Here is a 21,454-nt window from a genome sequence, read left to right as displayed (position 1 = left end):
CCCGGCCGCCGGCTCAGGAGACGCAGCCGGCCGGCACGGGGGCGATCGCGGGAACGAGGCCAGTCGCGCGCCCCGGCACCCGCGCGACGAGTTCGACCACCTCGTCGAGCGAGCGCAGCACCGGCCCGATCCAGGCCTCGTCGGCGTTGAACACCATGTGGCCGGCCAGGTCCGGCGCGGCCAGCCGTACGGCTGTCATCCCGGCCCGCTCCGCCCCGGTCAGCTCCTGGCTGCCGCCGTCGCCCACGTAGAGGCAGTCCGCCGGCGCCAGGTCGAGCCGCCGGCACGCCGCCTGGTAGAGCGCCGGGTCCGGCTTGCAGCGCCCCACCTGCACGGAGAAGACCCGCACGTCGAGCAGCGGGGCGATCGGCAGCTGCGGCAGGAACGCCGGCAGCTCGTGCGTGCAGTCGCTGATCACTCCCGTACGCAGGCCGAGCCCCCGCAGCGCGGCGAGCGTGGGCACGGCCTCGTCGCGCAGCCGGGTGTCGGCGCGGATGGCCCGGTGGCGGGAGGCGACCGCCGCGCGGACGGCGTCGTCGGAGGGGTGCACGCCGGCCTGCTCGCAGACCCAGCGCAGGGTCGCCTCGGCGTTGCCGAGCCGCCCGCAGGCCCGCTCGTAGTAGGTGCGGTCGAGCACGTCGACGAGCGTGCGCGGGGCGCAGCCGAGCAGCTCGGCGGTCGACCGGTGGGCCTCGCCCCGCTGGACGGAACGGGTCAGCGTGCCGAAGAAGTCGAACAGGACCGCCTGGTAGGTGGGCATGGGGGAGCGCCTCCAGGCGGTAGGGGAATCGCCGGCGCGGACAGGCATGATCGTAACGGAGTGCTGACGTTACGTGTCGGCCCGTGGCGTGTGAGGATTGCTCCCCGTGTCCCCCGCAGCGCACCGCCCGTCGTTCCACCCGGCGACCACCGGGGCGCTCGTCCTGGCCGTCGTCGCCGTCTCGTCGTCCGCGCCGCTGGTGGCCGTCGCGGCGGCGCCGGCGCTGGCCGTCGCGTTCTGGCGCAACCTGCTCTCGGTCGCCGTGCTCGGCCCGTTCTCGGCGGCCCGGCGACGCGCCGAGTTCCGGTCGCTGACCGTCGGCGCCGGTCGGCGCGAGGGCGTCTACTGCGTGCTGTCGGGGGTCGCGCTCGCCGCGCACTTCGCCACCTGGATGCCCAGCACCAAGCTCACCTCGGTCGCGGCGGCGACCGCGCTCTGCGCCACCCAGCCGGTCTGGCAGGGGCTGATCGCCCGCGCCCAGGGCCGCCGGCTGCCGGGCGCCGTCTGGGCCGGCGTCGGGGTGGCGGTCGCGGGCGCGGTCGTGGCGACCGGGGCGGACTTCGCCGTCTCCGGCCGGGCCGTGGCCGGCGACCTGCTCGCGGTGGCCGGCGGCCTGTTCGCGGCGGTCTACACCGCGCTCGGCGAGCGGGCCCGTACGACGATCAGCACGACCACCTACACCACCGTCTGTTACGGGTTCTGCGCCCTGGTCCTGCTCGTGGTCTGCCTGGTCGGCCGGGTGCCGCTGACCGGCTTCGACACCGGCACCTGGCTCGTCGTGCTGGCCCTGGTGGCCGGGGCCCAGCTGCTCGGGCACTCGATGTTCAACTACGCCCTGAAGAAGGTCTCGGCGACCACGGTCAGCGTGCTGGCCCTGCTGGAGGCCCCGGGCGCCGCCCTGATCGGCTGGGCCTGGCTGGGGCAGTTGCCCGGGGTGACCGCCCTGGCCGGGCTGGGGCTGCTGCTGGCCGGCGTCGCCGTGGTGGTGCTCGGCGGCGCCCGCTCGGCCCGCCGCCTCCGCCCGGTCGCCACCGCAGTCCCCGCCGACGCCGGCCCACCGCCCGACTGACCGCCGAACGGGCCCCTGCCGCCGGACGGCCACCGGCCCGCGAACGGCCACCCGGCCCGCCGCCGTCCACCCGGCGGCCGAACGGTGCCACCTGGCCCGCCGCCGTCCACCTCCTGCCGCCGGACGGCCACCCGGCCGGCGAACGGCCACTCCTTCGGCGCGGGAACGGCCGTTCCGCCTGCCGGATCCGGCGGCGTCCGTGAGAGTGCGAGGGAGGACACGCGGCGGCGGGAAGGCGGATGGCGGAGCGGGACGGCGACGAGGGCGGCACGACCGTCACGCCGTCGGCCGAGTTCCCGCCGCTCGACCCGGACGAGCTGCGGGCCCTACGCCGGATCGGTGACCGGTGGCGGAACGCCCGGCGGGGCCGACCCCCCGGCGCGGACACGCTGCCGGTGGACCCGACACTGCGCCGGCACCCCGACCGGCCGGCCCCCACACGGTTCGGCCGCCTCGCCCCGATCGCGATGTTCCGGATCGGGGAGCCGGACGAGTTGGTCGCCACCGCACCGGCCAACCTGCCCGGCAGCCGGCTCGGCCGGGCGACCACCCGGCTGCGGCGGACGCTGTTCGGGCCGCCACTGACCAGCGCCGCCGTGGTCTACGAGCGGATGCGCAAGCTGGTGGCCCTGCCGGTGCTCTCCTCCGACCTGCTCAGCTCGGTGGCGTACGGGCCGGAGGCGATGCTCGCCGTGCTGCTGCTCGCCGGCAGCGGGGCGCTCGGGCTGTCCCTGCCGCTGGCCGCCGGGCTGGCGCTGCTCATGATCGCGGTCGGCGTCTCCTACCGGCAGACCGTCGCCGCCTACCCGCACGGGGCCGGGTCGTACATCGTGGCGGGCGACAACCTGGGCGCGGGGGCGGGGCTGGCCGCGGCGGCGGGACTGATGACGGACTACGTGCTCACCGTGGCGGTGTCCGTCTCCGCCGGCATCAGGGCGATCACCTCGGCGATGCCGGGACTGGCCGGCTGGACGGTGCCCCTCGGGCTGGCCGTGATCGGTCTGCTGCTGGCGGGCAACCTGCGCGGCGTACGGGCCGCCGGCAACCTCTTCGTGCTGCCCACGTACGCCTTCGTGGTCGCGCTGCTGGCGCTGCTCGCGGTCGGCTGGTTCCGCGCGGCCGGGCGGGGTTTCGTCCCGGTCGCCCCGCCGCCGGTGCCGGCCGTGGAGGGGTTGGGGCTGCTGCTGGTACTCCGCGCGTTCTCCTCCGGCGCGGTCTCGATGACCGGCATCGAGGCGGTCTCCAACGCGGTTCCGGCGTTCCGGCCTCCCGAGTGGCGCAACTCGCGCACCACGCTCACCTGGATGGTCGCGATGCTGGTGCTGTTCTTCGGCGGCCTCGTCGGGTTGATCCACCTGTCCGGGCTGGCGCCCACCGCCGAGCAGTCGCTCCTCTCCCAACTGGCCCGGGTCACCTTTCCCAGCGGTCCCTGGTACGCCCTGATCCAGGCCGCCACCGCGCTGATCCTGCTGCTGGCCGCGAACACCGCCTTCAACGACTTCCCCCGCCTGCTCTTCTTCATGGCCCGGGACGGGCACGCGCCGCGCCGGTTCCTGCACATGGGCGACCGGCTCGCCTTCAGCAACGGGCTGGTGGCGCTCACCGTTGCGGCGGCGGTGATCCTGGTGGCCTTCCGCGGGCACACCGAGGCGCTGATCCCGCTCTACGCGGTCGGGGTGTTCCTCGCCTTCACCCTGTCCCAGGCCGGGATGGTGCGGCACTGGCGACGCCGACGCGGTCCCGGCTGGCGCCGCCGGGCGACGATCAACGCGGTGGGCGGCACCTTCTCCGGCCTGGTGCTGGTGACCGCCGCCGTCACCAAGTTCACCGAGGGCGCCTGGGTGGTGGTCGTCGCCGTGCCGCTGCTGGTCCTGCTGTTCCGGGCCATCCACCGGCACTACCGGAGGCTGCACCGGTCCCTGGCGCTGCACCCGCCGCCGGGTGGCCCGGCGCCCGGGCCGCCGGTGGTGCCGGCCCCGCCGCCCGCCACCGGGCCCGCCGCGCCGGAGGACGAGGAACTGCCCGAGCAGGTACGCCACCTCGTGGTCGTGCCGGTCGCCCGGCTGAACCGGGCCTCGCTGCGGGCCCTGGCGTACGCGGCCTCGCTCGGGCAGCCGACGCTGGCCGTGCACATCGCCCCCGAGGAACCGGAGGCGGACCGGTTCCGGGAACAGTGGCGGGTGTGGGGCGACCACCTGCCGCTGGAGACGATCGTGTCCCCGTACCGGGCGGTGGTCGGGCCGCTCGCGCACTACCTGGAGGCCCTGCACGCCTCCGGGGCCGACCTGGTGCTGACAGTCGTCGTGCCGGAGGTGGTGGTGCGCAGCCGCTGGCACCGGCTGCTGCACAGCCGCACCGAGCAACGGCTGCGTTCGGCGTTGCGCCGGCTGCCGGGGGTGGTGGTCACCAGCCTCCCGGTGCACCCGGGCGGGTAGCTCCCTCCGCGGCGTCTGCCCGGGTGGCCGTGCGCTGGCAGCGACTCACCGAGGATGGTCCGCGGACCGAGCGGCTTCCCCCGCCCGGACGGCGCAGGCGTCCGGGCGAGGTGGACGCGGGCGGCCCGGTGGGCGGCGACCCGGGGCGGCCCCCGGTCGCGATGAGGGGCAGCTCTATGGTGACAGGATGTCCATCGAGTTGGTGTCGCGCTTCGCGGTTGACGACGGCGAGCTCAGCGCGCTGCACGCGCGCGCCTTCGGCGGCGACGACCAGGTGACACCGTGGCGCGAGCGCCTGGAACGACACGCTCTGAGTTGGGTGGGCGCGTTCGACGCCGGGCGCCTGGTGGGCTTCGTGCAGGTGTGCTGGGACGGGGGCGCCCACGCGTTCCTCCTGGACACCGCCGTGGATCCGCCCTGGCAGCACCAGGGGATCGGCCGGCGGCTGGTCGAGGCCGCGGCGGCGGACGCCACGGCCGCTGGCTGTCACTGGCTGCACGTCGACTTCGAGCCTCATCTCGAGAAGTTTTACCTGCAGCAATGCGGCTTCACGTCCACCCCGGCCGGTCTGCTGCGCCTCGGTGACGAGCCGGGTGCCGGCTCCTGAGCGTGGCGCGGCCCGCGTGAGCCGGCTGGCTGTCGGCGGTCGGGCGCCTCAGCCGCCCGACCGGTCTGGCCACGGCCGCCTGGCCGACTCCCTGCGGCGCTGACGCGCCCACGTGGCCGTCAGGCCGCGCAGGCCAGCACGACGGCGAGAGTGACGCCGGCTGGTGCAGGGTAGAAGGCTCCGCCGGGCCTCGGGCGCAGTCTCGGACGTGGCCGACTGTCTCTGCTTCAGCGGCCCAGTCCCAGCCCGCCCGGTCGACGCCGCCGCGAGTCCGGTCCGGGTGCCGAGGGCTGCCGCCATGCCGTACGGATACGGCCGTAACCAGGGGCATCACTGCCTGTACGCAAGTTTTCACAGTGGGCTATGGCGGAAACTTTTGATCACTGATAAAGTCGCTGAAGTTATCGCCGGACCATTTGACGCCTTCTTGGCTGCGCTGAGGGCGCGATTCGACATTGCCGGGTATCTTTGCAACACGGGGGCAGTTAGTGGGCAAAGGAAAGATAGCTGTCATCGTTGGCACGCGACCAGAGGTCATCAAACTAGCTCCGCTGGTAACGATTCTCGGTGACGAAGCGCGGGTTATCCGAACTGGTCAACATTTCAGTAGGTCGATGTTCGACCGAATAAGCGTGGGCTTTGGAATATCGCAGTACGACGGTTTACTCCAGAGTCGCGGGCAGGGGCGAGCGAGCCAGCTCGGGGCCACCACGCGAGGTCTCGACGGCCTGTTCGCCGAAGATCGACCCCACGTCGTCGTGGTCCAGGGCGACACCACGTCGGCCGTCGGGGGCGCCCTGGCCGCCAACGCCAACGACATCCCGGTCGTCCACGTCGAGGCCGGCCTGCGCAGCTTCGACCGGCGGATGCCCGAGGAGCACAACCGCAGGATCATCGACTGTGTGGCCGACCTGTGCTGCGCGCCGACCATGGTGAACCGGGAAAACCTGCTTGCTGAGGGCATTCCGGAGGAGCGCATCGTCGTCACCGGCAGCACCGTGGTGGACGCGGCGCTGAGCGCCCTGCCGTCGGCGCCTGACCGGGAAGCCATCCTGGCCCGCAACGGGGTGCGCCGGCACGGATACGTGCTGGCCACCCTGCACCGGCCGGAGAATGTCGACGTCCCGACCACCCTTGAGGGCCTCCTCCGGGACCTCGGCGCCATCGGCTACCCGGTTCTGCTGCCTCTTCATCCTCGTACCCGGCTCCGGATCACCGACTTCAATCTTGAGCACCTGCTCGCCCCGATCCTCGTCACGCCCCCGCTGAGCTACCCGGAACTGCTCGGGCTGGCCCAGGACGCAGCCCTGCTGGTTACCGACTCCGGTGGGCTGCAGGAGGAGGCGAGCATCCTCGGACGCCCCGTCGTGGTCGTGCGCCGCAGCACGGAGCGCCCCGAGATCGAGGGGACGTTCGGCACTCTCGTCCGGCCCGGTCCGGACCTCATGCCCACGGTGCGGCATTGGCTCGCGACCGCAGCGGAGCGCCGGGCTTGGCTGTCCCGGATGCCGTCGCCCTACGGGGACGGCACTGCTGCGCAATGCATTGTCGACCATCTACGTAACCTCCTCTCCGTGGGCGTCCGGCCAGAACCAGGCCCCCCGGCATCGCCATCGAGCCGGGATGTGCTGGACCCCATCAGTTAAGTCCCGCCGTCATCCAAGCAGTAGAGCGACCACAGACGAGACGAGGACAGCAATGATCGAGGTTGAGAACCTCCGCCGGGATTTCTGTAAAAAACGCAACCGAAGTGACGGGCGGAATTCGTCGACGGCACTTGACGGAGTCAGCTTCTCGGTAGCGAAAGGAATGACGTACGGAATTCTCGGGCCGAACGGCGCCGGCAAGACGACGTTGGTGAAGATACTCAGCACGATCCTGCTGCCGACGTCGGGACACGCCCGCGTCGCCGGGTTCGACGTGGTGCGGGAGACCGCACAGGTGCGCCGGCGCATCGGCATCGTCTTCGGCGGCGACCGGGGCCTCTACGACCGGATATCCGCACGTCAGAACCTCGTCTTCTGGGGCACGCTGTACCACGTCGAGCCGGCCGTCATCCACCGGCGGGCGGCCGAACTGCTCGACCGTGTGGGGTTGGCCGACCGGGCCGACGAGCCCGTGGAGCGGTTCTCCCGGGGCATGCGCCAGCGCCTGCACCTCGCCCGCGGGCTCATCGGCAATCCCGACGTGCTGTTCCTGGACGAACCCACGGTCGGTATGGACCCGATAGCGACGAAGGAGTTCCGGGAACTCGTCGGCGAGCTGCGGGCCGAGGGGCGCACGATCCTGATGACCACACATGACATGCGCGAGGCCCAGGCACTCTGTGACCAGGTGACCCTGGTCGACCGCGGCAGGATCCTGGTCACGCGGGACACCGCCAGCATCGGCGAGCTGCTGGCTGGCCACGAGCACATCGACGTCACTCTCGCTGCCGGGCAGCGGGGCCTTACCGCCGCGCTGGCCGACCTACCCGGCGTCGTCGCCGTCGACCCGCTCGATGAGCGGGACTCGTACCGGATCCGCACCGCTGGCGAAGGCGACGTCGCCCCTGTGCTGCGCTGGCTCCTCGACCGGGGGATAACCGCGGTCCGTACAGGTCGCCCGAGCCTGGAGGAGGTCTACGTCCACATGGTCGGTGGCAGAGGGCTGACGGTATGAGCCACCGAGTGGTCCTCGCCTCTGCGAAGGTGCAGTGGCACACCAGCATTCGGGCCCCGGAGCACCTGCTCATCGTGTTCCTGGCCCCGCTGTTCACGCTGATCTTCCTGTCCGTCGTACGGCACTCCGACCGGGATGATCTGGTGACCAGCACGGTGCTGGGCACCGGGTTGCTGGGGATCTGGTTCGTTGCCGTCAACGTCGCGGGCGGGGTGATCCAGAACGAACGCTGGATGGGTACGTTCGACCTGGTGCTCGTCGCACCTCGAGCATTCGCGCTGGTCGTCTGCGGCAGGATCCTGCCGGTGCTCGCGATCGGCGGGTTCACCCTCGTCGAATCCTGGCTCGTAGCGCGGTTCGCCTTCGATGCGCAGGTGACCTTCCCACACCCGCTGGTCACCGCCGCCACCGTCCTGGTGACGCTGGCCGCGAGCGCGGGCACGGCGACGATGCTGTCGTCGGTATTCGTGCTCACCCGTAACACGTCGATTGTGCAGAGCACGCTGAGCTACCCGTTCTACGTACTCGGTGGCGTCGTGTTCCCGCTGAGCATGCTGCCCGCCTGGGTGCAGCCGCTGAGCCGGATCTTCTACCTGTCGTGGGCCTCCGACCTGCTGCGGGACAGCCTGCTGGAGCGGGAGGTGCCGAATGTGGTGGCGCGTCTGGGTGTCATCGCGGGGCTGGGCGTGCTCGCCCTCGCGATCGGCACGGTGCTGATCCGCCGGGCCGCCGACCGTGCCCGGCGGACGGGTCAGGTGAGCCTGGCATGAACCCCAGCCGCATCATCTTCCGATCCGCGGCCATCGGCTTCGCTGAGCTGCCGACCACGTACACGGTGCGGTCCTGGCTCGGCGGCTGGGTCGTCCGACTGACCTTCCAGGTGGTGTTCTTCACCCTGCTCGGACAGCTCGCCGGGTCCACGGCGACAGCCCAGTACGTCCTGCTGGGCAACGTCGTCGCCCTCGTCGCCGTCGACGCGATGTACGTGGCCACCACGGCGGCCACCGAGCTGTACCAGAACACCTTTCCCATGGTCGTGGCCTCCCCGACCAACATGGGCCTGGTCTACCTTGGACGCGGCCTGCACTGGGCCTGCTCCGGCGTGGCCAGCGCCTGCCTGGTGTTCGTCGGCACCTCGCTCGTCTTCCCGGTGCCGTGGCACTGGTGGATGGTGCTACCCACGGTGCCGCTGCTGGCCCTGGTGGGCCTGAGCACCTACCTGTACGCCTGTGTGGCGGCGGCACTGGCGCTGCGCCACGCCAAGTTCCGCACCGTCTTCGCCAACCTGGGCTTCCTGCTGCTCGCCACGTTCTGCGGCGTGAACGTGCCCATCTCGTTCTGGCCAGCGCCGGTCAGCCTGATAGCGGAGCTGCTTCCGCTCACCCACGGGCTCTCGGCCGTCCGGGCAGCCGTGGCCGGCGACCCGCTATCCATCGTGCTCACCGAGGCCCTGGCCGAGGCCGGCGTGGCCGTTGGTTGGGCCGTGCTGGTGCTGCTGCTGTTCGAACGTCTCGCGGCCCGGGGACGCCGTGACGGGAGCCTGAACTTCACCTCCTGACCGCCGTGAGCGTGCCGGCACATGACAGTCGGCCCGACCCCTCTGGAGTAGCCGTGAACACCACCCACCATGTCGTCCACACCACGTCCAGCGATCCGGAGAGGGTCGACGTCGCCGTCGTCGGTGACGGCCTGATCGGTCTGTCCGTCGTCCTGCATCTGCAGCGGGCGGGACTGCGGGTGGCGCTGGTGGGGGCGGAGCGGGCTGGCTGCGCGTCAATCGCCGCCGCCGGCATGCTGACCCCTTCCTGCGAATACGACCCGTGGATGCCCCGCGAGTTCCTCCACCTGCTCCAGGCCGGCCTCGCCTACTACCCGCAGTTCCTCGCGGGCGGCTGGACCACCGCGTCGGAGGTCGGCTTCCGACCTACCGACTTCACCCTCCTCGACCTCGAGGAACGGACCGACAGCATCGACGAACGCATGAAGTGGATGACCGAGCTCGGCTTCGACTGCCAGTGGTACCCGGCGGGCGAGATCTGCCGCAGCGAACCGCACCTGTCCCCGACCGCGTTCCGCGGCGGCATCCGCATCCGCGACGAGGCCCTGGTCAATCCCATCGCCCTGCGGCAACGGCTGGCCGAAGCGGTCGCCGTCGCCGGCGTGGTGTCGCGCGGCGGCGGCCTGACCGGTGTCGCCGACCGCGGCCCGGCGCTACTGCTGGAATCCGGCGACGGACGCGGGGTGATCGCGGACTCGATGGTGATCGCCGCCGGGGCATGGTCGGCGGAGGTCGGCCGGTTGGTCGACGTCGACCTGCCGCTGTGCCCGGTCAAGGGCCAGATGATCCGCATGTCGGGTCCTGCGGGTCTCGTCAACAGCGTGGTGTTCATGCCGGCCGGGGGCTGCGGATCGGTCGTGGAGCGGGCGCCTGGCAGCTACGTCGCCGGGACGAGCGAGGAGTACCTGTCTCCCACGGCGGACAACACGGCGGGCGTGGTGGGCGCGGTGCTCAGCCGGCTCACCGACGTGCTGCCGGCCGCCAGCCACTGGCGGGTGGAGGAGATCTGGTCCGGGTTCCGCCCGATGACCGGTGACGAGTTGCCGGTCATCGGCGTCGCCGCGGACAGCCGGGTGCATGTGGCCACCGGCCACCACCGCAACGGCGTCCTGCTGGCACCGGTGACCGGACGGCTGATCGCGGCGGAGATCACCGGCGCCGGCGCGGACATCGACCTGACTCCCTTCCGCCCCACGCGGCCGATGCGTCCGCACAGCCGGTTCGCCAACAAGTACTGAGGACGAGGAGTGCTGACATGAGCCTGCGGAGTGCGAGGGACGTTGTCATCAGGGCCGGCGCGGTGCTGCCCGGCGAGGACGAGGTGCTCGTCCGGTGGACGCTTGCGAACCTCCGAGCCTGCGAGGACTGGCTTGTCCGGCGAGACCTCCTCGCCGCGGGGGCGGACGTCCTCGGCGGTCTACGGGCTCGTTACGACAGCCGCGCCACTGCAGCCGGCACGGAGGAGTTGATCGCGCGCCATGCCGCGACGCCGAGGCCGACGCTCGAGGATCCCATCCTCGCAGCGGTCGTCGACCGGTTCTCCCGAGACCTGGGCCACTACCGCGATTCGCTGCGGGCAGGTGACACGCACCGGCTCACCGTGGTCCCGGTCGAGGGAACCCTGACCCCGCTGTACGCGGTCGCCTCCGGCGACCTGTTCGTGCCCAGGTGGCAACTGGCCGTAGCGGCTGACGAGTGCCTCTTCACCAGATCCGAGCTGTTCGTCGGCACCGTGCACGCCACGTCGTCCTGGCTTTTCTTCCAGAGCCTGGTCCTCATCGGCGCACCGCCGGTGCGCACCGTCGCGCAGCACCTGCAGATCCGTGAGTCCAACTGAGCCGTCCACCGGCGGGCAGAGAGAGGTGAGCGAATCCGTGAGCGACAACGCCTTACCAGGGGCCCTGGCCATCACGCCGACCGACAGATGGCAGCTACCGTTCGGCCGCCCCTGCTACGACGAACGTGAGGTGACGGCGGTCGCCAACGCGATCCGGGACGGGCACCTGGCCAGCGGACGGATCGTCCGCGAGTTCGAGGACGCCTTTGCCGCCGAGTTCGGCTTCGGCCACGCCGTCGCGGTCAGCTCCGGCAGTACGGCCAACCTCTTGGCCGTGGCGGCGCTACTGGAATCGGGGCGCCTGCGCCGCGGGGACCGGGTGGTCGTATCGGGCGTGACCTTCATCAGCGCGGTCTCCCCCGTGGTCCAACTCGGCATGGTGCCGGTCTTCGTGGACGTGACGGCCGGCGGCGTAAACCTCGACCTGGACCTGGCGGACGCCGCCATCGCCGCCACCGGCGCGCGGGCCGTCCTGTTCCCGCACACCCTAGGTCAGGCGGCCGATCTGGTACGGCTGCGTCGTCTCGGCGAGCGCCACGACATCGCCATCATCGAGGACTGCTGCGAGTCGCTCGGCGCCCGTGATGGGGACGCCGCCGTCGGCGCGGCCGGGATCGCGGCCACCTTCAGCTTCTACGCCGGCCACCACCTCACGATGGGCGAGGGGGGCGTCGTCGCCACCAACGACGCGGCGACCGCAGACCTGCTGCGCAGCCTGCGATCCTTCGGCCGGGACCCAGCTTACGAGGGCGGGCGCTTCGGCTACCCGGTGGGCGAGCGCCGGATCGCGGCCGAGGAACGCTACGTACACCTGCGATTGGGTTACAACGGCAAGTTGACGGACCCGCAGGCGGCGTTCGGCCTGATGCAGCTCGGCAGGCACGCGGACCTGGCGGCGCAGCGGCGCGTCATGGCGGAGATGGTCACCGGGACCGTCGAGAGTCACCCGGGTTGGCAGGTGCTCGGGACGCCCGTCGCGCGCGGGGCGTCCCCGTTCGCGGTCGCCTGCCTGGCGCCACCCGGCCGGCGGCTGGCCGACGTCGCGCGGGCGCTGATCGGCCATGGCATCGACGTACGGGGTTTCCTCGGCGCATCCCTGCCGGACCAGCCGTGCTTCGACGCGGTGGACCACATCGTGCACGAGCCCTACCGGTGGGCACCCGAATACGCCGCCCGCGCCCTGCTCGTCGGTACTCCCCCCGGGGTCGACGTCGACGGTGCCGCCACCGCCCTGCGCCGCGCCCTCGCGGAGGTGTCATGAGGATTCTTTTGGTCGCCGAAAAGTACCCGCCGATCGTCGGCGGGGGCGAGACCCACGTCCACCAGCTCGCCGAGGGGCTGGTGAAGCTGGGCCACGAGGTCACCGTCGTCACCGAGGCGGTGCAGCCGAGCGCGGAATGGTCCGCGTACCGGTCCTCCAAGGTCCGGGTGCGGGAGGTCAGCGGCCTCATGGCGGCCTGCCAGCGGTTGGAGTGCCGCGACGCGGTGGCCCAGCTGCACGCTGAGCTCACCGCCTCGGAGGCCGACGTCGTGCACGTCTTTAACTACGTTCCCGCCCTGCTGACCAGTTGGTTGCGCCCGATGGTCAAGGCCAAGCTCGCGGTGTCGCTGTTCGAGACGTTCGTGCCCGGCGTACGGGTGTTCGACATGTGGGACAACTATCCGCTGGAGCGGATGCTGCAGCGCGGCCTGGTGGACAGCCTCCGTCCGGATCTGCACATCTGCGGCTCCCAGGCGTACCTGCGCTGGGCGCGGGAAGCCGGCTTCACCGAGCCGGCGGAGGTGGTGGAGTTCGGCACGGACCTCCGTGCCTTCGCCCCTGACCCGCGGCGTCGGGCGCGTTGGCGCGCCGAGCGCGGCCTGACCGACGAGTTCGCCTTCCTCGTCCCGGCCCGTCCCGTCCCGCGTAAGCGGATCGAGGACGCTATCGCCGCGCTGGCGGAGTTGGCGGCGGAGTATCCGGCCATGCGTCTGGTGTTGACCTGCCCCACCGCCCGGACCAACTCCGCCTACCTACAGCGGTTGCGCGCCCTGGCCGAGCGGCTGGGCGTCGCCGACAGGGTGCGCTGGGAAACCGGGCTGAGCTGGCAGGACATGCCGGCCCTGTACGCGGGCTGCGACGCGATGGTGCTGCCGTCCTCGCATGAGGGCTGGGGCATCGCGCTGACCGAGGCCATGACCTGTCGCCTCCCGGTGATCACCACCGACGTTGAGGGCCACGACGAGGTGGTCACAGATGAGCGGACCGGGCTGCTCTACGAGGCGGGCAACATCGCCCATCTCGCCGCCGCCATGCGACGAGTCATGACCACCGACGTGGGGGAGATGGTGGAGCAGGCCGCCCGGGAAGCTACCCGCCGTTTCTCCATCGACGCCGTGGTCCGCGGCCATGAGCGCGCCTACCTGGCGATGTTGTCCGACGGAAGCGCCGGCGGCGCGGATCGCGTGAAGGGTGGTGCGGCATGAGCATCGGGTCGCAGGAGGGGGTGGACGTCCGTGGCGACGCGATGTCGCCGGAGGCCGCCACAGGGGCCATAACCACCTGGTTCCGGAACGGCCGTACGCAGCACGCCAGCGGCGCGTTCTGCGGGTGGCGGGAGGGGCCGGAGGGCCCGCTCTCACCGCCGTACCCGGAGATCACCGGGTACGCGTTGACCTTCCTCACCGGCGTGGGAGCCGGTGACGGCGCAGCCGCCGAACGCGCCGTCGACTGGCTCGTGGCCCGCGAACGGGCCGGGGACCACGCCTCGCGGCCGGAACGCGCGGACGGCATCGTGTACGCCTTCGACGTCGCGATGATCACGCACGGGCTGCTGCGCGTGGGCGCCCTGACCGGCCGCGTCGCCGTCACCGAGGCGGGGCTGCGGCAGGCGGACCGCCTGGTCGCCGCGGTGGACCATGAGGGCCGGCTGGCGTGCCTGCTCGGCGACCCGGTGACGCACCTCGCGCCGGCGTGGTCCACCCGGGGACAGGTGCACCTGCTCAAGTGCGCGCAGGCGCTGCTGAGCGCCCACGAGGCCGGCCATCCCCGCGCCCGGCAGGTGGCGGAGCGGCTCGTCCGCGCCGCGGTGGACGCCCCCACCGATGGCGAACCGGGGCCACCCGTGCCGACCTGCCCCGGCAGCGACACGGTCAGCCTGCACGCGCTCTGCTACGGCGCGGAGGGCCTCTGGGTGTGGGGCACCGCGACCGGCGACGAGGCGGCGCTGCGGGTCTCCCGTCGGTTCACCGAATGGGTGTGGCGGCAACAGCTCCCGGACGGAGCCTTCCCCGGGTTCGTCCGCGCCGACGGCCGCCCGGGGGGCGGCCGGGCCCAGAACGACGTGCTCGCTCAGGCCGTCCGGCTGGCGTCGCTGCACCGGTTCACCGGCGTGTCGGTAAACGCCGCAACGGATCACCTGCTAGGGCGGCTCTGGCGACACGGCGAGGAGGCCGCGGCGATCTACTGGCCGGACACCGACTCGGCGCACCTGAACTCCTGGGTGTCCATGTTCGCCGCACAGGCCCTGTGGTTGCGAGGGCGGTCGGAGCGGCGGCTGGACTGGTGGGAGCTGGTGTGACGACTCCACAGCCGCAGACCGCACCCCTGCCATCGGCGGGCGGCACGCGCCTGCTCGCCGCCCGTCAGGGCATCCCACCCGTGCCCTGGAGCCACGCCGCCGGATCCTGGATCCACGCCGCCGACGGCCGACGCTTTCTCGACGGCGCGAGCGGGCTGGTGTGCGTCAACATCGGCCACGCCCACCCCGTCGTGACCAGCGCCATCGCCGACCAGCTCGCCCGGGGGACGTTCGCGTCTCCGGGCACGCTGACACCGCGGTTACAGACCCGGCTCGCCGAGACCATCGCGGTTGCCGTCGGCCGGCCCGGGGACCTCGTTGGCCTCACCACTTCCGGGACGTCGGCGGTGGAGCTCGCGATCGCGATCGCCCGCAGCGCGCAGCGGGCGCGGGGCGAGGAAGGTCGGCACGGGGTCCTGACGGCGTCGCTGGGATACCACGGCAACAGCGCCTTCGCGCTCGCGCTTTCGGGGCATGGGCGCCGCCGTCCCCACCCGGACGACGGGTTCGGCGTCGCCCCCGCGTTCGACCCGCCGTACCCGGGGCTGCACGCCGGCTGCCGGTTCGAGGTGTGCCGTGCCGAGTGCGCCGACGCCGTGGAGGAGGCGATCCTGACCCGCGGCGCCAACCGGGTGGCGGCAGTTCTCCTTGAACCGGTCAACGGCACCACCGGCGGCGGGTACGTGCCTCCCGCCGGATACCTGGCTGCGGTACGGGCCATCTGCGACCGGCACGGCGTACTGCTGATCTACGACGAGGTGCTGACCGGACTCGGCCGCACGGGCCTGCCCCTGGCCGCGGACCACGAGCCCGCCAGTCGCCCCGACATCGTCGTACTCGCCAAAGGGCTCGCTGCGGGCTTCGTGCCGCTGGCGGCGGTGTTGATCGCGCCGGAGCTGGGCGAGACGGTGCTGTCCGGCGGCGGCCCGCTGCCCATCATGGGCACGATGTCGGCGACGCCGTTGCAAGCGCGGGCCGGGCTCGCCGTGCTGTCCGTGCTGGGGGACATCGGCGCGCTGGACCCGACGACGCCGCGAGGGACGGCGGTCGACGCCGCCGTGCGGGACGCTGCCGAGGGCTCGCCGCTGGTCCTCGACGTACGTGGCAAGGGCTACTTCCACGGGGTGGAGTTGACCGAGGGCACCCAACCGGCGGTGCTGGCGCGGGCGCGCGCCGCCGGACTGCTGCTGTACCCGTTCAACGGCTTCCGCCGCGACGGCACCGGCGAGGGGGTGATCGTCGCGCCACCCCTGACGATCTCGCACGACGAGAACGACTTCCTGCGCGCCAGCTTGCGGACTGCGCTGTCGGCGGCGGCCTGAATGTCGCGCCACCCGTCCCGCGACCACACGAAGGGCACCACATGACCTGGACCGACCGGAAAGTCCTGGTGACCGGCGCCGACGGATTCGTCGGCTCGCACCTGACCGACGAGCTTGTGTACCGCGGCGCGCGGGTGACGGCGGTTGTCCGCCGCACCTCGCGCAGCCAGGTGACGAACACCTTCCGCAACCTGTCCCCGGCCACTGTCCGGCAGCTCGACCGGGTCCTGCACGTGGACCTCGCGGGGCCGTCCGCGGTGGCGGAGCTGACCGCCTGCGAAGCGGAGGTCTGGTTCCATCTGGCCGCAGACGCCTACGTCCCCGCCTCCTTTAACCAGCCCGCCGCCGTGGTGGCGGCCAATGTGATGTCCACCCTGAACGTGCTCGACGCGGCCCGGACCACTCGCCTGGCGCACCTGGTGGTCACCAGCTCCAGCGAGGTCTACGGCTCGCACGACGAGGCCATCACCGAGGAGCACCCGTTGCGCCCGGCCACCCCGTACGCCGCGTCGAAGGTGGGGTGCGACCGCCTGGCCTGGTCGTACCACAACTCCTTCGACACACCGCTGACCATCGTCCGGCCGTTCAACTGCTACGGACCCCGCCATGTCTACGACGTGGTCCCGCTGTTCCTGGCCAGAGCGCTGCGGGGGGACCCGCTGACGGTGCACGGCTCCGGGCACCAGACCCGGGACCTCACGTACGTCTCCGACACGGTCGACGCGTTTCTGCGTCTCGCCGAGCTCCCACCGGCCGGCGAGGTGTTCAACATCGGTACCGGAATCGACCACCGGATCATCGACCTGGCGCGCACCATCGTCGAGTTGACCAACTCCGACAGTGAGGTCCGGCTCGGCCCGCCCCGAGTGGGGGAGGTGCGCAAGCTGTTGGGCGACGCCAGCAAGCTGCGGGCTGCCACCGGCTGGACCCCTCGGCACGACCTTGCGGCGGGTCTCGAGGAGAACGTCAAGTGGGCCAGGGAGAACCTCGCGTGGCTGTGATCAAGGCGGTCCTGCTGGATGCGGGCGGGGTCCTGTTCAACAACGTCACCGAGGAGAGCGCCTTCTTCCCGTTGCTGGCGCGTCGCCACGGGGCGAGCGAGGCGCGGATGCGCGAGTACGTCGACCGCCACGACGCCGAGTACGAGACGGATACCCGGCACGTCCACGACGTCCTTGCCGACGCGCTCGTTGCCGCCGGCGCGCTGCCGGACGTCCCGATCGATCGCGCCTGGATCGACCGGCTCTACCTGAGCAGCGCGATCCGTTACGAGGACGCCTTCGCTGAGGTGGAGCGGCTACGCCGGGTGGCGCCCGCCGTCACGGTCGCCTTGGCCAACAACGAGGCCGCACATTGGGATCACCTCAAGGATGGGCGCCACGGTCATCTGCGGCTGTTCGACGTGGTCGCCTCGTCGTGGCGGGTGGGTGCGGTGAAGCCGACGGCGGAGTACTTCGACCGGGTGCTCACCGCCTGCGGGTGCGTCGCCTCGGAGGCACTCTTCCTCGACGACAACCCGACGGTGGTGCAGGCGGCCCAGCGGCTCGGCATTCGGGCCACCTGGCTGTCGGGGCCCTGCGCGCTGGGACCCGCCCTGCGTGATGTGCCCGCCCTCGCCACGACCGGCGCCGACCGTCACGACCGTGAGGAGGTCTGAGGATGCGCCGGAACGGTCGGCATCTCCTGCTGCGCGAGCCGGTGGGCCTCGGCCAGCTCGTCCAGGTGGGCCAGGTCGGTGACGTCGCAGACCTGCGCGTACAGCCGCTGGGCCCCTGCGGCGCGGTAACGGTTCATTGCCTCGGCAACCATCTCGACCGGCCCCGCGGCACCCATCCGGTTGATCTCGTCGACGGGCTCGCCGGACGCCTCGACCCGGGCCGCGAGCGCCGCTCCCTCGCCAGGGCACAGCACCAGCGCGGCCGAGAGGGCCAGGCTCGCCTCGGGCCGGAGACGGCTCCGGCACTCGCTCCTGACCCGCTCGTACGCGGTGGCGGCCTGCGCCACCGGCGCGAACGGGACGTTGAACTCGTCGGCGTGGCGGGCGGCGAGGGCGGGCGTGCGGCGACGGCCCACACCACCGAGCAGCAGTGGGGGACCGGGTTGCTGGACCGGCTTCGGCAGGGCCGGCCAGTCGGCGAGCCGGTAGTGCTCGCTGGCGAAGTCGAAGGTCTTGCCCGCAGGATGCCGCCACACGCCGGTGATGATCTCCAACGCCTCGGCGAGCCGGTCGAACCGGCGACTCGGCGGGTCCAGTTGCACTCCCAGTGCGCGGTGTTCCTCCTCGTACCAGCCCGCGCCGACACCGACCTCCAGCCGACCTCCGGACATCGCATCCACCTGGGCGGCCATCAGCGCGAGCACGGCCGGATGGCGCAGGCTCACCGGGCTCATCATCGAGCCGAGGCGCAGCCGCGGCACGTCCCGCGCCAGGCCGGCCAGCAGCAGCCATGCGTCCAACGGCCCGGGGCCGGGATCTCCGGCGCCGATTCGCAGGTAGTGGTCGCTGGTGAACACGCCCTCGAACCCGAGGCTCTCGGCGTGCTGAGCGAACACACGGACCTGCTCGTAGGTCGCGCCCTGCTGCGGTTCCACGAGTATTCGCAGAGACAAGATGCATCCCTCCCCAATGTCGGCGGTCAATGGACCGATGCCGCCAACCCTAATGGAAGACCTCTCCGCAAGGAGGTCGGAAAGTGTCTCTGACGAATCTGATCGAGGAGCGCGCGGCGCGGCGTCCGGAGGCGGTCGCCGTCGTTTCCGAGCGCGGTACGCTGTCCTACGGCGACCTCAACGCTCAGGCGAACCGGCTGGCGTACGCCCTGATCGGACGCGGCGTCAGGCCTGGCTCGCGCGTCGGGATCTGCGTGGACAGAGGGCCGGAGGCAATCGTCGCGCTGTTGGGCGTGTTGAAGGCTGGCGGCGCGTGCGTTCCGCTGGATCCCGAGTATCCGATGGAGCGGTTGCTGTTCATGGTCCGGGACGTGGCGGCATCCCTACTGGTCACCCAGCCCCACCTGGACGGCCTGCTCGCCGAATGCCCGGTACCGCGGATCTTCGTGGACGCGCCGACGCCGAGCGATATCGGTGCCGATCACCCGAATCCGCGAGTGCGGGTGGGCCACGGCGACCTCGCATACGTGATGTACACGTCGGGCTCGACGGGCCTCCCGAAGGGAGTGGAAATCGGGTGGACGGCCCTGTACGACAACGCCGTCAAGACCGCCCGCCTCCTGGAGTTGACCGAGGTCGACGCGCTTTTCCAATTCTCGTCGCTGTCGTTCGCGTCGTCGATCGGGCAGATCTTCGCGCCGCTGGTCACGGGTGCCCGCTTGGTGCTGCGGTCCCGGCAGTACAGCGCCGCCCAGTTGGTGCGGTACGTCGAGGACACCGGTGTGAGCGTCCTCTGGCTCACCCCGTCGACCATCCGGTACCTGACGCAGCGCGCCGACGCATCGATTGGTCGACTCCGGGGACCGTTGCGGTTGCTGCGCAGCGGCGGCGAGTCGCTGGACAGGCCGCTCGTGGAACAGTGGTTCGCGCAGAGCGACGTGCCGCTGCTCAACGTCTACGGGCCCACCGAAGCCGTGCAGGACATCACCGCCTGTCTGATGACCGAACCTCCGGACGTGGTCTCGATCGGTCGGCCCCTGTTCGACGCGGAGGTGTTCCTCCTCGACGACTCCGGTGCTCCGGTCAGCCCAGGCGAGCCTGGTGAGCTGTTGTTCACCACCCCGGGCATGGCCCTCGGGTATGTCAACCAGCCGGAGCTGACCCATGAACGGTTCGTCGAGCGCGTCCTCGACGGGCGTCGGCTACGGCTCTACCGCACGGGCGACAATGCCCGCCAACTGCCCGACGGTCGGCTGGAGTTCGTCGGGCGCCATGACCGCCAGATCAAGATCCGTGGCTACCGGGTCGAGCCCGCCGAGGTGGAGCAACGGCTGACCGCGCACCATGCCGTTCTGGGCGCGGTCGTGGCCCTGCACACCCTAGCGGCGGGCGCCGAGCGGTTGGTCGCCTACTACGTCTCCGACGATGACAAATGCACCGCCCGGGCACTGCGGCAGTGGTGCGCCAACGCCCTGCCGATGCACATGGTGCCGAGCAGGTATGTACGGGTCGCGCAGATTCCCCTCACCGCGAACGGGAAGGCCGACCGTCGGGCACTGGAACAGCTCGGATGACCGGGATCGCAACGCGTCGACCGCCCCGGGCAGATCGCCACCAATCGACGCTTTCGGATTGAGGAGAGAAATGCTCGACGTAGCCGTCATAGGATCGGGACTGAGCGGCTCCGCCATTGCCGCGGAACTCGAGGGGAGCGGGCTCGACTACCGCGTCCTCGAGGCCGGTCCCGACTTGGGCCACGTGCACATCGGGGCGACCCGCGAGACCTGGGCACTGGAGGCACCGGACGGCGACCCTTGCTTCGAACCGTTCCTGCCGGCCCACCCGGGGTGGTACGGACGTGGCTCCGGCTACCGGGCCAGGGTCGGCGGCAGGGGACTGTACTGGCGAGGGATCTCCCTGCGGCTGGAGGACAGCGCCCTGGTTGACTGGCCCGCCCCGGTCCGGGCCGCGCTGATCGGGGACGAGACCAGAGAGGGCGACTACGCTCGCGCCGAGCGGGACATCCAGACCTGGATGGGTGGCCTCGCGATGTCCGCGCCGCGCACGGCCACCGAGGTGACGCTGTCGGAGCAACTCACCGTCGCGGGGTTCCCGGCGCACCCCACCCCGCGGGCGATCCGCGTACGCCAGGACGGCGGCTGGGAGGCGTACTCACCACTGCATCTGGTCCCCTCGGCGAGGATCCTGGCGGGGCATCGGGCGACCACCGTCTTCCCGCTCTCCTCCGTCGGATACCGGATCAACGTCAGGACGCCGCACGGCCCCGAAGTGGTCGAAGCGGAACAGGTGGTCCTCTGTGCCGGGGCGTTCCGCAACGCCGAGCTGGTCGACGACATGCTCCGGCGGGTGCCAGGGGCGGCGCCCTCGTCGCGGTACCCGCTGTTGGACCACGTCGCGACCGGCCTGGTGAGCGTCGACCGGCGCAGGCGGCCGGAGCACGTCGACACGTCCGTGTACGCCGGGCATCACCCGCACCTCGCCTCCAACCTGTTCGTGGAACAGCAGGCCGTCGACGACGACGTGCTGTGGGACCTGTGGGCCATGGGCGAGCAGGCGGCGGAAGCGGCAAGCACGCTGTCCGTCGGCGAGGGCGCCAGGGTCGTACTGGACGCCGACGCGCAGTCGACCCTGGACGAGCTCACGCACGGGCACCGGAAACTCCTGGACGCGGCGGCGGAGGCGTTGGGGCTCACCGCCATCGCCTCGGAGGAGATCGTCGACTTCGATGCGGCGGTCCGCCGGGCGCGGGACAACCCCGGCGTCGGTTTTCGGTACCGCGCCACCCTCGGTGAACTGGACCACGAGTGCGGCTGCCTGCCGCTCGACGGTCCGATCGTGGACACCATCGGACAACTGAAGGCGTTCCCTGGCGCCTTCGTCGGCGGCCCGTCCCTGTTCCCCCGAGCAGGTGCGGCGAACCCCAGCCTTACCACGCTCGCCCTGGCGAAGTACCTCGCCGCCCAGCTCATCCGCCGCGCTGGCGTTTCGTCGGCGTCGACTGCCAGGTAGGAGCC

General features: G+C 71.6%; 19 protein-coding genes. 17 read left to right on the top strand and 2 right to left on the bottom strand.

Features of this window, described 5'->3' with window-relative positions:
- Positions 1-13: 13 nt before the first annotated feature.
- Positions 14-760, bottom strand: a complete 747-nt coding sequence (locus ACLQ20_RS02900; RefSeq protein ID WP_151454715.1) for an HAD family hydrolase — start codon at positions 758-760, stop codon at positions 14-16.
- Positions 761-866: 106 nt separating this feature from the next.
- Here ACLQ20_RS02900 and ACLQ20_RS02895 point away from each other — a divergent pair, with 106 nt between their 5' ends.
- From ACLQ20_RS02895 to ACLQ20_RS02825, 15 genes are all read left to right on the top strand, one after another.
- Positions 867-1,829: a DMT family transporter gene (locus ACLQ20_RS02895; protein WP_425854031.1), complete on the top strand. Its 963-nt coding sequence runs from the start codon at positions 867-869 to the stop codon at positions 1,827-1,829.
- Positions 1,830-2,068: 239 nt separating this feature from the next.
- Positions 2,069-4,264 carry an APC family permease gene (locus ACLQ20_RS02890; RefSeq protein ID WP_425854030.1) on the top strand — a complete coding sequence of 732 codons (2,196 nt, stop codon included), beginning with the start codon at positions 2,069-2,071 and terminating at the stop codon, positions 4,262-4,264.
- A 187-nt stretch (positions 4,265-4,451) separates the two neighbouring features.
- Positions 4,452-4,871, top strand: a complete 420-nt coding sequence (locus ACLQ20_RS02885; RefSeq protein ID WP_425854029.1) for a GNAT family N-acetyltransferase — start codon at positions 4,452-4,454, stop codon at positions 4,869-4,871.
- A gap of 488 nt (positions 4,872-5,359) precedes the next feature.
- Positions 5,360-6,517, top strand: a complete 1,158-nt coding sequence (wecB, locus tag ACLQ20_RS02880; RefSeq protein ID WP_425854028.1) for a non-hydrolyzing UDP-N-acetylglucosamine 2-epimerase — start codon at positions 5,360-5,362, stop codon at positions 6,515-6,517.
- Positions 6,518-6,569: 52 nt separating this feature from the next.
- The gene (locus ACLQ20_RS02875; protein ID WP_425854027.1) at positions 6,570-7,532 is read left to right on the top strand and encodes an ABC transporter ATP-binding protein; all 963 of its coding nucleotides are present in this window, start codon (positions 6,570-6,572) and stop codon (positions 7,530-7,532) included.
- Positions 7,529-8,302: an ABC transporter permease gene (locus ACLQ20_RS02870; protein ID WP_425854026.1), complete on the top strand. Its 774-nt coding sequence runs from the start codon at positions 7,529-7,531 to the stop codon at positions 8,300-8,302. The genes ACLQ20_RS02875 and ACLQ20_RS02870 overlap by 4 nt, the downstream gene beginning before the upstream one ends.
- Positions 8,299-9,090: an ABC transporter permease gene (locus tag ACLQ20_RS02865; protein ID WP_425854025.1), complete on the top strand. Its 792-nt coding sequence runs from the start codon at positions 8,299-8,301 to the stop codon at positions 9,088-9,090. Before ACLQ20_RS02870 ends, ACLQ20_RS02865 begins: the two co-directional genes overlap by 4 nt.
- 53 nt (positions 9,091-9,143) lie before the next feature.
- Positions 9,144-10,328: an NAD(P)/FAD-dependent oxidoreductase gene (locus ACLQ20_RS02860; RefSeq protein WP_425854024.1), complete on the top strand. Its 1,185-nt coding sequence runs from the start codon at positions 9,144-9,146 to the stop codon at positions 10,326-10,328.
- A gap of 17 nt (positions 10,329-10,345) precedes the next feature.
- Positions 10,346-10,927, top strand: coding sequence for a hypothetical protein (locus ACLQ20_RS02855; protein WP_425854023.1), 582 nt, complete (start codon positions 10,346-10,348; stop codon positions 10,925-10,927).
- Positions 10,928-10,952: 25 nt separating this feature from the next.
- Complete coding sequence (locus tag ACLQ20_RS02850) at positions 10,953-12,188, top strand: DegT/DnrJ/EryC1/StrS family aminotransferase (protein WP_425854022.1); 1,236 nt, start codon at positions 10,953-10,955, stop codon at positions 12,186-12,188.
- A complete protein-coding gene (locus ACLQ20_RS02845) occupies positions 12,185-13,393 on the top strand; it encodes a glycosyltransferase family 4 protein (protein ID WP_425854021.1) in 1,209 nt (402 codons plus the stop codon). The genes ACLQ20_RS02850 and ACLQ20_RS02845 overlap by 4 nt, the downstream gene beginning before the upstream one ends.
- Positions 13,390-14,487 (top strand): hypothetical protein, encoded by a 1,098-nt coding sequence (locus tag ACLQ20_RS02840; protein WP_425854020.1) that lies wholly within the window; start codon positions 13,390-13,392, stop codon positions 14,485-14,487. Before ACLQ20_RS02845 ends, ACLQ20_RS02840 begins: the two co-directional genes overlap by 4 nt.
- The gene (locus ACLQ20_RS02835; protein ID WP_425854019.1) at positions 14,484-15,809 is read left to right on the top strand and encodes an aminotransferase class III-fold pyridoxal phosphate-dependent enzyme; all 1,326 of its coding nucleotides are present in this window, start codon (positions 14,484-14,486) and stop codon (positions 15,807-15,809) included. Before ACLQ20_RS02840 ends, ACLQ20_RS02835 begins: the two co-directional genes overlap by 4 nt.
- Positions 15,810-15,850: 41 nt before the next feature.
- Complete coding sequence (locus ACLQ20_RS02830) at positions 15,851-16,810, top strand: dTDP-glucose 4,6-dehydratase (protein ID WP_425854018.1); 960 nt, start codon at positions 15,851-15,853, stop codon at positions 16,808-16,810.
- Entirely contained in the window at positions 16,801-17,466 is a 666-nt protein-coding gene (locus ACLQ20_RS02825) for an HAD family hydrolase (protein ID WP_425854017.1), read from the top strand. The genes ACLQ20_RS02830 and ACLQ20_RS02825 overlap by 10 nt, the downstream gene beginning before the upstream one ends.
- On the opposite strand, the gene ACLQ20_RS02820 is transcribed toward ACLQ20_RS02825, so the two are convergent.
- Positions 17,445-18,419, bottom strand: coding sequence for a TIGR03560 family F420-dependent LLM class oxidoreductase (locus tag ACLQ20_RS02820; protein WP_425854016.1), 975 nt, complete (start codon positions 18,417-18,419; stop codon positions 17,445-17,447). The genes ACLQ20_RS02825 and ACLQ20_RS02820 overlap by 22 nt on opposite strands.
- Before the next feature lie 83 nt (positions 18,420-18,502).
- On the opposite strand from ACLQ20_RS02820, the gene ACLQ20_RS02815 reads away from it, so the two are divergent.
- Positions 18,503-19,993: an amino acid adenylation domain-containing protein gene (locus tag ACLQ20_RS02815; protein WP_425854015.1), complete on the top strand. Its 1,491-nt coding sequence runs from the start codon at positions 18,503-18,505 to the stop codon at positions 19,991-19,993.
- Between the two features lie 70 nt (positions 19,994-20,063).
- Positions 20,064-21,449, top strand: a complete 1,386-nt coding sequence (locus tag ACLQ20_RS02810; protein WP_425854014.1) for an NAD(P)-binding protein — start codon at positions 20,064-20,066, stop codon at positions 21,447-21,449.
- The last annotated feature ends 5 nt before the right edge of the window (positions 21,450-21,454 follow it).

The organism is Micromonospora sp. DT46, assembly GCF_049841735.1.
In the GTDB taxonomy this organism is placed as follows: domain Bacteria; phylum Actinomycetota; class Actinomycetes; order Mycobacteriales; family Micromonosporaceae; genus Micromonospora; species Micromonospora reichwaldensis.
The sequence above is the reverse complement of the archived record's forward strand: the minus strand, read 5'-3'. Positions and strand labels throughout refer to the sequence as shown.

What these genes read in the sequence shown, in the direction of transcription:
- ACLQ20_RS02810 (WP_425854014.1), top strand. Translation starts at nt 20,064, where the DNA reads ATGCTCGACGTAGCCGTCATAGGATCGGGACTGAGCGGCTCCGCCATT.
- ACLQ20_RS02875 (WP_425854027.1), top strand. Translation starts at nt 6,570, where the DNA reads ATGATCGAGGTTGAGAACCTCCGCCGGGATTTCTGTAAAAAACGCAAC.
- ACLQ20_RS02830 (WP_425854018.1), top strand. Translation starts at nt 15,851, where the DNA reads ATGACCTGGACCGACCGGAAAGTCCTGGTGACCGGCGCCGACGGATTC.
- ACLQ20_RS02885 (WP_425854029.1), top strand. Translation starts at nt 4,452, where the DNA reads ATGTCCATCGAGTTGGTGTCGCGCTTCGCGGTTGACGACGGCGAGCTC.
- ACLQ20_RS02890 (WP_425854030.1), top strand. Translation starts at nt 2,069, where the DNA reads ATGGCGGAGCGGGACGGCGACGAGGGCGGCACGACCGTCACGCCGTCG.
- ACLQ20_RS02870 (WP_425854026.1), top strand. Translation starts at nt 7,529, where the DNA reads ATGAGCCACCGAGTGGTCCTCGCCTCTGCGAAGGTGCAGTGGCACACC.
- ACLQ20_RS02865 (WP_425854025.1), top strand. Translation starts at nt 8,299, where the DNA reads ATGAACCCCAGCCGCATCATCTTCCGATCCGCGGCCATCGGCTTCGCT.
- ACLQ20_RS02900 (WP_151454715.1), bottom strand. Translation starts at nt 760, where the DNA reads ATGCCCACCTACCAGGCGGTCCTGTTCGACTTCTTCGGCACGCTGACC.
- ACLQ20_RS02855 (WP_425854023.1), top strand. Translation starts at nt 10,346, where the DNA reads ATGAGCCTGCGGAGTGCGAGGGACGTTGTCATCAGGGCCGGCGCGGTG.
- ACLQ20_RS02845 (WP_425854021.1), top strand. Translation starts at nt 12,185, where the DNA reads ATGAGGATTCTTTTGGTCGCCGAAAAGTACCCGCCGATCGTCGGCGGG.
- ACLQ20_RS02840 (WP_425854020.1), top strand. Translation starts at nt 13,390, where the DNA reads ATGAGCATCGGGTCGCAGGAGGGGGTGGACGTCCGTGGCGACGCGATG.